The following is a 13047-nucleotide window of genomic DNA, read 5'->3' on the forward strand; positions in this document are numbered from 1 at the left end:
CCGTGCCGCTGCTACAGCACCCTTTCGAGGAACGCCTGGGTTCGCTTCTCACGTGGATTGCCCAGCACCTCACGCGCGTCGCCGCGTTCCACGGCGATGCCGCCGTCCATGAACAGGACTTCGTCGGCGACCTCGCGGGCGAAACCCATCTCGTGGGTGACGACGAGCATGGTCATGCCGTTGCCGGCGAGGTCGCGCATGACGGCGAGTACTTCGCCCACGCGTTCGGGGTCCAGTGCGCTGGTGGGTTCGTCGAACAGCATGATGGTGGGTTCCATGGCGAGTGCGCGGGCGATGGCCACGCGTTGCTGCTGGCCGCCGGAGAGCTGAGCGGGGTACTTGTGGCCGCAGCCCTCAAGGCCCACCCTGGCCAGCAGTTCTCGTGCCTGCTCCCGGCTGGCCGCGCGGTTCTTCTTCTTCACCAGTACCGGTCCGGACATGACGTTGCTTTCGGCGGTCATGTTGGGGAACAGGTTGAACTGCTGGAACACCATGCCGATGCGGGTGCGCTGCTCGGCCAGCCGCTTGGGGCGCACGGCGTGGTAGGCGTGGTCCTTCTCGACGTAGCCGAAGTCCTCACCGTTGACCTTCAGCACCCCGCGGTCGACGGTCTCCAGCCCGTTGATACACCGCAGCAGGGTCGATTTGCCGGATCCGCTGGGCCCGATGATGCAGGAGATCTCCCCGGCCTTGACGGTCAGGTCGATGTCGTGCAGGACCTGGTGACGGCCGTAGCTCTTGCACAGCTTGCGTGCGACGATCGTTCCGTCCGGGTTCACAGCAGGGACTCCCTCATGGTGGGAACGGGCTGGCCCGCCCCCGGCTCGGCCGAGGTGGCCGCCGGGGTCAGCCGCATCCTGGTCGAGCGGGAGAAACGACGCTCGATCATGGACTGCGGCACGCTCAGCACCAGCGTCATGATCAGATACCAGAGGCTGGCCACGATCAGCAGCGGGATCGTCTGGTAGGTGCGGGCGTAGATCGCCTGTGCGCTCTGCAGCAGGTCGGCGACGCCGAGCACGCTCACCAGCGACGTCTCCTTCAGCATCCCGATCACCTGGTTGCCGGTGGCCGGAACGATCGTCGGCATCGTCTGCGGGATGATCACACGGCGGAGCTTCGTGAACCCCCGCATACCCAGGGACTCCGCGGCCTCGTGCTGTCCGCGAGGAACCGCTGCGAACCCGCCGCGGATGATCTCGGACATGTACGCGGCCTGGTTCAGCGTCAGCCCCACGACGGCCGCGGTCATCGGCGTCATGATCGCGTTCACGTTCACCGGCGCAGAGATATGGGTGAAGGGGATGCCGATCGACAGGTGCGGGTACAACGCCGCTATGTTGAACCAGAAGATCAACTGCACAAGCACCGGGGTACCGCGGAAGAACGTGATGTAGAGCTGGGCCAGCCCGGAGATGGGCCGCTGGTGCGACATGCGCATCACGGCCAGCACCAGCCCGAGCACTGTGGACAGCGCCATGCTGACCACGGTGAGAACGAGGGTGATCAACAGGCCGTTGAGGATCGTTTGGGTGGTGAAGTAGCTGAACACCACCGGCCAGCGGTAGTTCTCGTTCGTCACCGCGGTCCAGACCAGACCGGCGACGATCGCGATCGCGACCACCCAGGCGACGTAGTCACGCGGACGTTTCGGCGTGATCCGCTTCTTTTCTTCGGCCAGTAGTTGTGACACCGGTCGGCTCCTGATCGTCGTCTCGATCACATCCGTCTTCATGTCAGTCCTGCGGGACGGCCATGGCCGCGGTCTTGATCCCCAGGGTGTTGAAACCCCAGCGGCCCAGCGCCTCGGCGTACTTGGGACTGTCGATGATCGACTGGATGGCGGCCTGCACCGCGGGGGTCAGCGGCGAGTTCTTCTTCAGCGCGACGGTCACGGTCTTGGTGGCCACCAGGGGCTGCAGGACGTCGAACGTCTTGGGCTGCTGCGTGGCCGCCCACTGAAGCCCGGTGAAGTCGTGCATCACCGCGTCGATCCGCTTGGAGACCAGCTGGGTGAGAGCGTCGTTCAGGCTGGGCAGGGTCACCGCCTGGATGGCCAGCTTGCCCTTGCTCGTACAGTCCTGCTTGGACAGCTGGGGCAGCCACTGCAGCTCCGCGGTGCTGCCGGACTGGACACCGACGCGGTGCCCGCACAGCGTGTGGGTGCCCAGCTTCTGCGGATTCCCGTAGGGGACGGACACTCCGGTCCCGGCCTTGAAGTAGTCGACCATGTCGAGCACCTTCAGCCGGTCCTTGGTTGCACCCATGGTGGACGCCGTGAAGTCGTACCGGTCGGCCTGCAGTCCGGTGATGATGGTGTCGAACTTGACGTTGTTGATCTGCAGCTTCAGGCCGAGCTTGGCGGCGATCAGCCGGGCCATGTCCGGGTTGAAACCGATCGGGGTCTTGTTGTCCGACGCCATAAATGTGGTGGGCGGACTGGTCAGGTCCATGGGCACCGAGAGCGTGCCCCTGGCCTTCACCGCCGCGGGCAGCAGCTTCACCGCCTTCGCATCCGGCTTCACACCCACCGAGATGTCATCGGTGTGCTCGGCCGACGAACCAGAACCCCCGCCCTGCGCCGTGCTCTTCGACCCCACGTTCTGCGCGGTGCCGCTCGCCCCGCACGCGGCGAGCGCGAGGGCCAGGGCCGTCGTGACGATCGTGACGCTCAAGTTTCTGCTGACTCGCATGGGTTGCTCCTTACTCAAGGGGGAAAGCGCGCTGGAAGCCGCTCGGATCGGGGACCAGCTCAGTGGTATGGGGGGCGGTTCAGTGGGCGGGCCTGAGGCCCGTCAGTGATGCGGGATGGCGATGGCGGCGAGGTGCGTGCCGGGGCGGACGGACAGCCCGTTCATGTTGTAGATGATCTTTCCGGAGGAGACGGCGGCGACCTTGTGCTCGGCGCCGTCGACCGGGTCGATGATGCGGCCGATGGTCTGTCCCTCGGTCACCTCGTCGCCGGTGACCGCGTCCGGGTACCAGAGGCCTGCGACCGGAGACTCGACCTCGCCCGTCCACATCCAGTCGCGCGGCTGCACGGTCACCGGTGCGAGGTGCTGCGGCGCCTCAACGACTCCGAGATGGTGCAGGAGCCGGTACAGGGCGTCGAGCAGCCTGCGCACGGTGGCGGGGTCGCGGTCGCCGAGCTGACCGGTCTCGACGAGGATCGCGGGGATGCCCTGCCGGTTCGCCGCGGCGTGGCTGTTGCCGCCGTCCGGGCTGGTGCCGAAGATGACCCGCTCGTATCCGACCGCGTGGGCCATTCCCCTGTTCTTCGCGTCGAGCTCGTCGTCGCCGGTCAGGCGGTAGCCGACGAAGTCGAGCAGGTGCTGGTCGATGCCGCCGCTGTGCAGGTCCACGTAGGCGTCGGCGCCGTCGACCAGGTTCTCGAACAGCCAGGCCGCCATCCGGTCGGTGGGGCCGCCGTCCTTGTCGCCGGGGAAGACGCGGTTGATGTTGACGCCGTCCAGCGGGGAGATGTTGAGCCGTCCGCCGTAGACGGCCGGGGGGTTGGCCACGGGGCAGATCACCAGCCGGCCGGCGATCTCGTCCGGTTCCAGCAGCCCGGCCAGGCGGGTGGTCGCGTCGACGGGGATGAACTCGCCGCCGTGGACACCACCGGTGATGACGACCTTGGGGCCGGGACGGGAACCGTTGACGAGGATCACGGGAACGTCCACCGTCGTGATGCCCAGGTCGGCGGGCAGGGTCCCGCGGGTCTTCTGGCCGGGCTCGGCACGCAGCGGGCCGATGGTCAGGGTCATGGCTTTCCTCGTTCGGGCTCAGGCCGCAGTACGGCCGTTTGTGGTGATGAAGTCGATCGGCTGGGAGGTGCGGCCCTGAAGGGCGAGGTCCGCGGCGATGTCGCCCATGGCGGGCGAGACCTTGAAGCCCTGGCCGGAGAAGCCGGCCAGCAGGACGATGTCGTCGCAGCCAGGCAGGGGGCCGACCAGCGGACGGGTGCTGCTGGTGTAGCCCTCCATGAAGACGGACAGGCGCACCGGGTCGGGGTTCAGGCCGGGCAGGTGGCGCCGCACCGCCGTGGTGAAGGCATCCAGTTCCTCCGGTGCGACGGTCCGGTTCAGCCGGTTCGGGTCGTCCACCGGCTTGTGGTGGGCCTGGGGCAGGCCGAGCTTGACGGTCAGGCCGTCCGGGGACGGAATGCCGTAGAAGGGGGTCTCGCCGCAGCGGATGAAGGCGGGACGCTCGGCGTCTGCCGGGTGGTCCTCGTGTGGCAGGAACCAGGCGCTGATCGCGCGGTGGACGCTCACCTCCCACGGCAGGTCGGGCAGCAGGTCGCCCACCCACGGGCCGGGGGTGACGACCGCGGCGTCGAAGCGCTCCGTGTCGGTGTCGGTGCGGATCTCCACGCCTCCCCCGGCGACGGGAGCGACTTCCCGCACCGGGGTGTAGCGGCGGATCCGGGCACCGAGCTCCTCGGCGCGCCGGGCCGCGGTCTGGACCGTCAGCTCGGGGCGGACGAAACCCGCGTGGGAGTCGAGGACCACCAGGTCGCCGTCGTCGACGCGGAACTGCGGGAAACGCTTGGCCATCGCCTCGGTGTCGATCACCTCGTGCTCGAGGCCGTGCTCGGCGATGCCGTCCATGACGGTACGCATCTCGGGGTCGTCGGCCGGCCCCATGACCAGGGCTCCGGTCAGGCGGCGCAGTTCCCGCCCGGTCTCCGCCTGCAACTGCTTCCAGAGGGCGTCTGCGTGCCGGACGAGCGGCACATAGCGGCCGTCGTGGGTCTGAACGCTGCGGAAGACCCTGGTCTCACCGCCGGCGGCGCTGCGGTCGTGGCCGGGGGCGAAACGGTCGTAGGCGACGACGTCGGCGCCCCGCGCCGCCAGCCGCCAAGCTGCCTGGCTGCCCATCGTGCCGGTACCGACAACGGCGACACGTCTCCTCGCGGCCATGTGGTTCTCCTTGCCGGATGTGCCGAATCGTGGGCGGGGCGGGGTCAGGCCGCGGTGCGGTCGACGGTGGAAATGAAGTCGATGGGCTGGGGCGAAGTGCCGTCCAGCGCCAGGTCGGCCGCGATGTCTCCGAAGGCGGGCGAGAGCTTGAAGCCGTGGCCGGAGAATCCCGCGAGGAGTACGACGTTGTCGGCGCCGGGCAGCGGGCCGACCAGAGGGCGGCTGCTCTCGGTGTAGCCCTCCATGTAGACGGAGAGCCGGGTCGGGTCCGGGTGCAGGTCCGGCATGTAGCGGCCGATCAGCTCGCTGAAGATCTCCAGCTCCTCCGGCTGCACCGTCCGGTCCAGCTGGTTCGGGTCGCCCGCGGGCTTGTGCAGGGCCTGGGAGAGGCCGAGCTTGACGGAGACACCGTCCGGGGAGGGCAGGCCGTAGCAGTGGGTGGGTGACGTGCGGATGAACGCGGGACGCTCCTCGCCGAACCAGGCGTCGGTGGTGGGCACGTACCAGGCGCTGACCAGGCGGCGGACTTGCACCGCCCACGGCAGATCGGGCAGCAGGTCGTTGACCCAAGGCCCAGGGGTGACGACAGCGGTGTCGAAGCGCTCGCTGCCGGCGTCGGTGCGGATCTCCACGCCGCCCGCGACGGGCACGATCTCGCGGACCGTGGTGTAGCGGTGGATGACGGCACCCAGCTCCTCCGCGCGGCGGGCGGCGGTCTGGACGGTCAGTTCCGGCCGGATGAAGCCCGCCCGGCGGTCGAGAACGGCGGCGTCGCCGTCCTCGATCCGGTACTGCGGAAAGCGCTTGGCGAGGGACTCGGCGTCGAGCACCTCGTGGTCGAGGTCGTGCTCCGCGATGGACTGCAGGACGGTGGCCATCTGCTGCTGCTCCGTAGGCCCCATCAGCAGGCACCCGGTCAGGCGGCGCAGCTCGCGGCCGGTCTCCTGCTGGAGCTGCTCATAGAGGGCGTCGGCGTGCTGGAGGAGCGGCACGTAACGGGAGTCCTCGAAGTGTGCGCTGCGGAAGATGCGGGTCTCGCCGCCTGCGGCGCTGCGGTCGTGGCCGGGGGCGTAACGGTCGTAGCCGACGACCTCGGCGCCGCGGGCCGCCAGCCGCCAGGCGGCCTGGCTGCCCATGGTCCCGACGCCGACGACGGCGACGCGCTTCCTCGCAGGTGACACAGGACTTTCCTTTCGTATCGCCGGGCCGCATGCTGGGGCCCCGAGCGTGAGGATGTTTGGTGGCGACTTATTAGGTGGCGGGCCCTTTTGGCCCCACCGCTCGCATTCGTCCCGGATCCGGGGAGCCCCTCGCCCTCGAATTCCGCCTGCGTGCCACATTGTGGAATGGCGTGCTAGGATCTGGCACAGAGAATGACAGCGGCTTGGAGGGGAGTCAAGAGGGTGTCCAGCGGAATCTCTGAGGATTAACAGGGGGAAACCGGATGGAAATGAGGAGTGTCATCAGGTCACTGCGGATCCTGGAGGCGGTCGCCCAGCATCAGCCGGTGACCGTCGGGGAGCTGACGAAGCTCTTCGGTCTGCCGAAGTCGACGGTGCAGCGAACGCTGGTCACACTGTCCGAGGCCGGCTGGCTGCGGGCCAACCGCAGGGACACCACCCGCTGGGAGATCGGCGCCCGCGTCCTCGCCGTACGACCCGCCGCCCTGCACGGCTCGAGCCTGCTCGCCGCCGCCCACGAGCCGATGGTCCGCCTGCGCGACGCCCTGAACGAGACGATCCACCTGTCGGTGCCTGACGCCCTCCAGTGCATGGTCGTGGTGGACCGCGTCGACTGTGACCACCCTGTGCGAACCTTCCACACCATTGGCGACACCTCGCCCCTGCACGCCACCGCGGCGGGACGCGCCGTCCTCGCCCATCTGCCGGAGCACGAGGTCGCCGAGTTCTCGACGGGCGTGCTGGAGGGCTACGTCGAGGCCACCATCACCGACCCGGCGGAACTGCGCGCCGAGCTACTCCGCGTCAAGGACCGCGGTTACGCCGTCAACCACAACCAATACCGGCCGGACGTGTGCGCCGTCGCGGCACCCGTCCTGGACGGGGACGGCTCACCCCTGGCCGCAGTCGCCGCCTCCATGCCCGACTCCCGCTTCGATCCGGCCCGCATGGCCGAGCTGGGACGCCTGGTCATGGACACCGCGTCGCAGATCAGCGCTCGTCACTCGAGGTGACGGCGGTCAGGCCGGACAAGCACCGCGGTCGGGCCGGACAGGCACCCCAGCCCCTGGACAATGCCGTCGCCCGCGACGACCTGGAGCGAGGGCAACTCGTCGCACCATACGGTTTCTTGCCCGACGGCACCAGCTACCACCTCCTCAGCCGTCAATCACCCGAGCAAGACGGACGCATCCGCCGGCTGACGGCATGGCTGCGGGCAGGACGAGCCAGCTCGAAAACGATTCCGAACCGGGGTGACCGCTGGACTTGCCGGGCCGAGGACCAACGGCGGGAAGCCGGACGGAACTGAAGCACCGAGCGGGCCGCTGTCGCCGGACGCAGGGTGAGCGAGGCGGCGTCACAACGGTGCAGATCGGCATGCCGTGTGGTCGTTGCGGCATGGAGCAGGTGACAGGCCGGACCGTGAGGCTCTGAGCAGCCGCGCCGAAGAGGGTGCGGCGGACTGCGAAGGAGCTTTCACATGGGTCGATACGATCTCGCCCTCATCGGATTCGGCGGCGTCAACCGCGCGCTGGCCGAGCTCATATCCCGACGCGGGGACCGCCTGGCCAGGGAGCTGGGCTTCACCCTGCGCGTCGTGGCGATCACCGATCTGCGGGCCGGTTCCCTGGTGGACACCGACGGCATCGATCTGGCGCCGCTGCTGGCGGCCGAGCCCGGGGAGCTGAACTTCGCGGGCCTTGCCGGCGGCAGCGCTGATCCGCGCAACGAGTGGGTGATCCGCGAGGTGCCGGCCGACATCGTCGTGGAGGCGACGTTCACCAACCCCGCCGACGGCGAGCCCGCCCTCTCCCATGTGCGCTGGGCCCTGGAATCGGGCAAGCACGTGTGCACCACCAACAAGGGGCCGGTCGCGCTCGCCGGCCGGGCACTGAAGCAGCTGGCCGCCGAACACGGTGTCAGCTTCGAGTTCGAGGGCTCGGTGCTCAGCGGCACCCCCATCCTGCGCACCGCCCAGCGCCTGTTCGGCGGACTGGAGATCACCGGTGTCCAGGGCATCTTGAACGGCACCTCGAACTACGTCCTCGGCCGACTCGAAGAAGGCCTCGATCTGCCGGCGGCCATCGCAGAAGCCCAGGACCTCGGGTACGCCGAAGCCGATCCCACCGCCGACATCGAGGGCCACGACGTCCAGCTCAAGGTCATGATCCTGGCCAACGAGGTCCTCGGCGCCGACCTGCGCCGCGGGGACGTCTTCTGCGAGGGCATCTCCGCGATCACCCCCCAAGAGGTGCAGGACGCCGCGTCCAAGGGGCTGCGCTGGAAGCTGGTCGGCTCCGCCACCCGCCACGAGGACGGCAGCGTCGACGCCCGCGTCGCCCCGCTCGCCCTGCCGGCACACCACCCGCTGGCCGGGATCTCCGGCCCGGTCAACGCGGTCGCCTTCCACACCGACCTCCTCGGCACCGTCACGGTCTCCGGGCCGGGCGCCGGACGCATCGAGACCGCCTACGCCCTGCTGTCGGACCTCATCGCCATCCACCAGCGCCACGCGGACGACGACACCACGCCCACGCGCCCCGTTCTCCAGGAGACGCACCGTGTCTGACACCGTCGTGCCGCCCAGCATCGAACTCGGCGCCGACACGGCGCCCGTGCACAACCCCTACACCGGCGAGATCATCGCCTCGGTCCCCACCGTCGACGCAGGCGCCATCGGCACCGTCCTTCAGCAGGCCAGGTGCGGGCGCCGCACCGCGGCCGCACTGTCCCGCGCCTCCAGGGCCGCGGTCCTGGAACGCGCCTCCCGTCTGGTCGAGCGGCGCGCCGAGTCCTTCGCCCAGCTGATCGTCAGCGAGGCCGGCAAGACCATCGCCCAGGCCCGCAAGGAAGTCGCCCGCGCGGTCAACACCCTCTCCCTGTCCGCGGCCGAGGCACGGCGCAACGCCGGCGAGGTCATCCCCTTCGACTCCTATGAGGGCTCCGAGAAACGGCAGGGCTGGTTCACCCGCGAACCACTGGGCATCATCGCCGCCATCACCCCCTTCAACGACCCCCTGAACCTGGTCGCCCACAAGCTCGGCCCGGCCATCGCGGGCGGCAACGCGGTCATCCTCAAACCGTCCGCCCTGACGCCGCTGTCCGCGCTGCGGCTGGTGGACACGCTCATCGAGGCCGGCCTGCCCGAGGAGATCGTCACCGTCGTCAACGGCGATGCCGACATCGCCGCCGCGATCGTGTCCGCCCCCGACGTGCGCATGGTGTCCTTCACCGGCGGGTTCACCACCGGCGAGGCCATCTCCCGCACAGCCGGCCTGAAGAAGCTCGCCATGGACCTGGGAGGCAACGCCCCGGTCATCGTCATGGACGACGCCGACCTGGAGGAGGCCGTGGCCTGCTGTGTCTCCGGCGCGTTCTGGGCCGCGGGCCAGAACTGCATCGGCACCCAGCGGATCCTCATCGCCCACGAGGTCTACGAGCGCTTCCGCGACGCCTTCGTCGCCCGCACCAAGCTGCTGCGCGTCGGCGACCCGCTCGACGAGCGCACCGACGTCGGCCCCATGATCACCCAGGAGGCCGCGGCCGCCACCCGGGCCAAGGTCGACGCGGCGGTGGCCGAGGGCGCGGTGCTGCTGTGCGGCAACGACGTCAGCGGCTCCCTTTACACGCCGACCGTCCTGGAAGACGTCCCGGCGACCTGCTCGATCCGGCAGGAGGAGGTGTTCGCCCCGGTCGTCGTGCTGGAGCCGTTCACGTCCTTCGAGGACGCCATCGAACAGGCCAACGCCATCGACTACAGCCTCCACGCGGGCATCTTCACCTCGCGCCTGGACCGCGCCCTGTCCGCGGCCCGCCTGCTGGAAGCGGGCGGAGTGATGATCAACGACTCGTCCGACTACCGCTTCGACGCCATGCCGTTCGGCGGCTTCAAGTACGGCAGCATGGGCCGCGAGGGCGTGCGCTTCGCCTTCGAGGAGATGACCCAGCCCAAGGTCGTCTGCGTCAACCACATCAGTGAAGTGGTGCAATGATCGCCTTCCGCGCCGAGCGCGCCTCCACGATGGCCGCGGAGAACGGGCTACTCCCGCTCAGCGCTTTCAAGCCGCCGATCGCCCCCGCGACCGGGACGGACGTGGTGGACCTCGTGGTCCAGGGCGGGCTGCTCGAGCGGGAACAGGCGGCCTCGCTGCTCATCCCGCTGCCGTCGTAGGCCGGACTCCTCGCGGGCGGTCGACCACCCTTGACAGGGTGAGCGCCGTGACCGTGTCCCGTACGCCGGGCATCTGGGCGATGTCCTCCCAGATGCCCCGTACGCGTTCCAGCGAGGCCGCCTCAAGGCGCACCATGATGTCGAAGTCGCCGCTGAGGATCTCGCAGATGACGACCTCCGGAATGCGCTTGAGCGCGGCCAGGACGTCGCCGCCGCGCATGCGGTCCTGGCGGTATACGAGTACGAGCGCCGAGACGGCGTCGCCGGTGTCTTCGCCGGCGCGGACGATGGTGTAGCCGGCGATGTGGCCCCGGCGCTCCAGCCGTTCGATGCGCTGACGCACCGCGTTGCGGGACAGCAGTACTTTGCCGGCCAGTTCTGAGTGCGGGATGCGGGCGTTCCGGGTCAGCTCGGCGATGATCTTCTCGTCGATGGCGTCCACGGCGGACCGTCTCCTTCGCGAATCGGTCGAGGTTCACACACCCCACGGCACGCGGATCGCGGGTGTGCCGCAGACGCAGAAGGCGGTCGCGGCGGCACCCGCCGTGACCCCTGTGCGAGGTGCAATGAACGCGGGACGCTGCCGGCCGCCGGGCGGCCTGGCTGCCCATCGTTCCGACGCCCACGACGGCGACGCCCTTCAGGCAGCTGACACAGGACTTTCCTTTCGTATCGCCGGGGCGCATGCTGGTGGCCCGGACGGCTGTTCGGTCAGGAGCCTGCGGCTCGCAACCGCCCGTTTGTCTCGGAGTTCGCTCGGACCCCTCGGAAGCCGTGCCACAATGTGGAATGCTGTGCTATGTTTCGGCACAGAGGATGGCAGTGGTCCGGAGGGGAGTCAAGAGGGTGTCCAGCAGAAATTCCGAGGATTGACAGGGGGGAGCCGGATGGAGATGAAGAGCGTCACCAGGTCGCTGCGGATCCTGGAGGCGGTCGCCCAGCACCAGCCCGTCACCGTGGGAGAGCTGACGAAGCTGTTCGGCCTGCCCAAATCGACCGTGCAGCGGACCCTGGTCACACTCAACGAGGCGGGCTGGCTGCGGGCGAACCGCAAGGACACCACCCGCTGGGAGATCGGCGCCCGGGTCCTCGCCGTACGGCCCGCCGCCCTCCAGGGCTCCAGCCTGTTCGCCGCCGCCCGCGAGCCCATGATCCGGCTCCGCGACGCGGTGAACGAGACCATCCACCTGTCGGTGCCCGACGCCCTGCAGTGCATGGTCGTGGTGGACCGCGTCGACTGCGACCACGCCGTACGAACCTTCCACAACGTGGGCGACACCTCACCCCTGCACGCCACGGCCGTCGGGCGCGCCATCCTCGCCCACCTTCCGAAGCAGGACGTCGACGAACTCGTCACGCGGGGACTGGAACGCTTCAGCGGCACCACCCCTGCCGACCCCGAGGAGCTGCGCGCCGAACTGGACCGGGTCCGCGGCGACGGCTATGCGGTCAACCGCAACCAGTACCGGCCGGGCGTCTGCGCCCTCGCCGCGCCCGTGCTCAACGAGGACGGAACACCGCTGGCTGCCGTGGCCATGTCAATGCCCGATTCCCGGTACGACGCGGACCGGGTGCCCGAGTGGGGCCGCCTCGTCGCCGGCACGGCCGCGGAGATCTCCGGGCGCCTCATGGGCGCCTGAACGAAAGGCGGTGGCCGAGAGCCCCGCACCAGCGAGGGTCGGCTCCACGCACCGGCGTGGGAGCCGACCCTCAGTGCGTGTCGCGGCAGCCATCGCCCCTGCGCCCGGCCGAATGAAGAGCCAGGCGTAGGGCGTCCAACCGGCAGACCTCAGACCGTATGCCGGATTGTGGAACGCAATGCTAAAATCCGGCACGGATCATGGTCGGCCCAGGGAGGGAGTCAAGAGGTGGTCACACAAATCCGCACAGCTGACGGGGGCACTGGATGGAGATGAAGAGCGTCACCAGGTCGCTGCGGATCCTGGAGGCGGTCGCCCAGCACCAGCCGGTCACGGTCGGGGAGTTGACGAAGCTGTTCGGCCTGCCCAAGTCGACCGTGCAGCGGACCCTGGTCACACTCGACGAGGCGGGCTGGCTGCGGGCGAGCCGCAAGGACACCACCCGCTGGGAGATCGGCGCCCGCGTCCTCGCCGTACGGCCCGCCGCCCTCCAGGGCTCCAGCCTGTTCGCCGCCGCCCGCGAGCCCATGATCCGGCTCCGCGACGCGGTGAACGAGACCATCCACCTGTCGGTGCCCGACGCCCTGCACGGCATGGTCGTCGTCGACCGCGTCGACTGCGACCACGCCGTACGAACCTTCCACGCCATCGGCGACACCTCACCCCTGCACGCCACGGCCGCCGGACACGCGGTCCTCGCCCATCTGCCGAAGTCCGAGGTCGACGAGTTCGCGGCGGGCACGCTCGAGGGTTACGGCGACGAGACCATCACCGACCCTGTGGAGCTGCGCTCCGAACTCCGCCGCGTCAAGGACCGTGGATACTCCGTCAACCTCAACCAGTACCTCCAGGGTGTCTGTGCCATCGCGGCACCCGTCCTGGATGGTGACGGGTTGCCTGTGGCGGCCGTGGCCGTCTCGATGCCCGACTCCCGCTTCGAAGCCGGCCGGCTCGCCGAGCTGGGGCAACTGGTGACCGACACCGCGGCGGAAATCACCGCCCGCCATCTGCGCTGAGCGCACCGGCCCCCGGTTGTGTGACAGTCCCGTGTCACCGGTGAGCGGCAGCGGGCCGACCACGTTCCCTTGCGCTCCACGACACCTGCGTCCCCTGCTGCGGGAGACCCGCGGCGA

At 69.3% G+C, this 13047-nt stretch carries 13 protein-coding genes; 6 read left to right on the top strand and 7 right to left on the bottom strand.

Features of this window, described 5'->3' with window-relative positions; genetic code table 11:
- Nucleotides 1–11: 11 nt before the first annotated feature.
- From N8I84_RS06030 to solA (N8I84_RS06055), 6 genes are all read right to left on the bottom strand, one after another.
- Nucleotides 12–779, bottom strand: a complete 768-nt coding sequence (locus N8I84_RS06030; protein WP_313884241.1) for an amino acid ABC transporter ATP-binding protein — start codon at nt 777–779, stop codon at nt 12–14.
- Nucleotides 776–1735, bottom strand: a complete 960-nt coding sequence (locus N8I84_RS06035; protein WP_263228579.1) for an amino acid ABC transporter permease — start codon at nt 1733–1735, stop codon at nt 776–778. Before N8I84_RS06035 ends, N8I84_RS06030 begins: the two co-directional genes overlap by 4 nt.
- 1 nt (nt 1736) lies before the next feature.
- The gene (locus N8I84_RS06040; RefSeq protein WP_263228580.1) at nt 1737–2693 is read right to left on the bottom strand and encodes an ABC transporter substrate-binding protein; all 957 of its coding nucleotides are present in this window, start codon (nt 2691–2693) and stop codon (nt 1737–1739) included.
- A gap of 102 nt (nt 2694–2795) precedes the next feature.
- The gene (locus N8I84_RS06045; RefSeq protein ID WP_263228581.1) at nt 2796–3767 is read right to left on the bottom strand and encodes a succinylglutamate desuccinylase/aspartoacylase family protein; all 972 of its coding nucleotides are present in this window, start codon (nt 3765–3767) and stop codon (nt 2796–2798) included.
- An 18-nt stretch (nt 3768–3785) separates the two neighbouring features.
- The gene (solA, locus tag N8I84_RS06050; RefSeq protein WP_263228582.1) at nt 3786–4922 is read right to left on the bottom strand and encodes an N-methyl-L-tryptophan oxidase; all 1137 of its coding nucleotides are present in this window, start codon (nt 4920–4922) and stop codon (nt 3786–3788) included.
- Nucleotides 4923–4966: 44 nt separating this feature from the next.
- Nucleotides 4967–6103, bottom strand: coding sequence for an N-methyl-L-tryptophan oxidase (gene solA / locus N8I84_RS06055; RefSeq protein WP_263228583.1), 1137 nt, complete (start codon nt 6101–6103; stop codon nt 4967–4969).
- A gap of 269 nt (nt 6104–6372) precedes the next feature.
- On the opposite strand from solA (N8I84_RS06055), the gene N8I84_RS06060 reads away from it, so the two are divergent.
- The 4 genes from N8I84_RS06060 to N8I84_RS06075 all read left to right on the top strand — a co-directional run bounded on the left by N8I84_RS06060 (nt 6373) and on the right by N8I84_RS06075 (nt 10274).
- Nucleotides 6373–7116 carry an IclR family transcriptional regulator gene (locus tag N8I84_RS06060; protein WP_263228584.1) on the top strand — a complete coding sequence of 248 codons (744 nt, stop codon included), beginning with the start codon at nt 6373–6375 and terminating at the stop codon, nt 7114–7116.
- 467 nt (nt 7117–7583) lie between these two features.
- The gene (locus N8I84_RS06065; RefSeq protein ID WP_263228585.1) at nt 7584–8672 is read left to right on the top strand and encodes a homoserine dehydrogenase; all 1089 of its coding nucleotides are present in this window, start codon (nt 7584–7586) and stop codon (nt 8670–8672) included.
- Nucleotides 8665–10095 carry an aldehyde dehydrogenase family protein gene (locus N8I84_RS06070; protein WP_263228586.1) on the top strand — a complete coding sequence of 477 codons (1431 nt, stop codon included), beginning with the start codon at nt 8665–8667 and terminating at the stop codon, nt 10093–10095. The genes N8I84_RS06065 and N8I84_RS06070 overlap by 8 nt, the downstream gene beginning before the upstream one ends.
- Nucleotides 10092–10274, top strand: a complete 183-nt coding sequence (locus N8I84_RS06075; RefSeq protein ID WP_263228587.1) for a hypothetical protein — start codon at nt 10092–10094, stop codon at nt 10272–10274. The genes N8I84_RS06070 and N8I84_RS06075 overlap by 4 nt, the downstream gene beginning before the upstream one ends.
- On the opposite strand, the gene N8I84_RS06080 is transcribed toward N8I84_RS06075, so the two are convergent.
- Nucleotides 10255–10716, bottom strand: coding sequence for an Lrp/AsnC family transcriptional regulator (locus N8I84_RS06080; protein WP_263228588.1), 462 nt, complete (start codon nt 10714–10716; stop codon nt 10255–10257). The two genes, N8I84_RS06075 and N8I84_RS06080, sit on opposite strands and share 20 nt — an antisense overlap.
- Nucleotides 10717–11167: 451 nt before the next feature.
- Here N8I84_RS06080 and N8I84_RS06085 point away from each other — a divergent pair, with 451 nt between their 5' ends.
- Together N8I84_RS06085 and N8I84_RS06090 are read left to right on the top strand one after the other, a co-directional pair.
- Nucleotides 11168–11914, top strand: a complete 747-nt coding sequence (locus N8I84_RS06085; RefSeq protein WP_263234675.1) for an IclR family transcriptional regulator — start codon at nt 11168–11170, stop codon at nt 11912–11914.
- A 272-nt stretch (nt 11915–12186) separates the two neighbouring features.
- Nucleotides 12187–12930, top strand: a complete 744-nt coding sequence (locus tag N8I84_RS06090) for an IclR family transcriptional regulator (RefSeq protein WP_263234676.1) — start codon at nt 12187–12189, stop codon at nt 12928–12930.
- Nucleotides 12931–13047 lie beyond the last annotated feature (117 nt).

The organism is Streptomyces cynarae, from assembly GCF_025642135.1.
GTDB classification, from domain to species: Bacteria; Actinomycetota; Actinomycetes; order Streptomycetales; family Streptomycetaceae; genus Streptomyces; species Streptomyces cynarae.